The 263-nt window shown below is 56.7% G+C and carries 1 pseudogene; it reads right to left on the reverse strand.

The window, feature by feature from the left end:
• Positions 1–252: pseudogene (locus Q4563_RS20490) on the reverse strand (glycerate dehydrogenase); the annotation flags it as partial.
• Positions 253–263 lie beyond the last annotated feature (11 nt).

Consider the following 263-nt stretch of genomic DNA (forward strand, 5'->3'; position numbering starts at 1 on the left):
GGTTAACTCCCGGGTCGGGTGGTTCATCAAACAAAAGAAAGGACTTTGTTGCCAGGCACCCTGAGCGACATCTTGCTGATAACGTGGCAGTTGGCCAGCCAGTGACAGCATCAGCATCATGGTGTGCTGGGCTACCGAGGCGGTGCCGTAATTCTGGACATTCAATACTGGTACACCCAGCTGTTGGGCGGTCTCGAGGTCGACATTGTTAAGCCCGGTTGCGACCACCAGAATGCCCCGTTTCCCGGCCATCACATCGGCGC

The organism is Gilvimarinus sp. 1_MG-2023 (genome assembly GCF_030548285.1).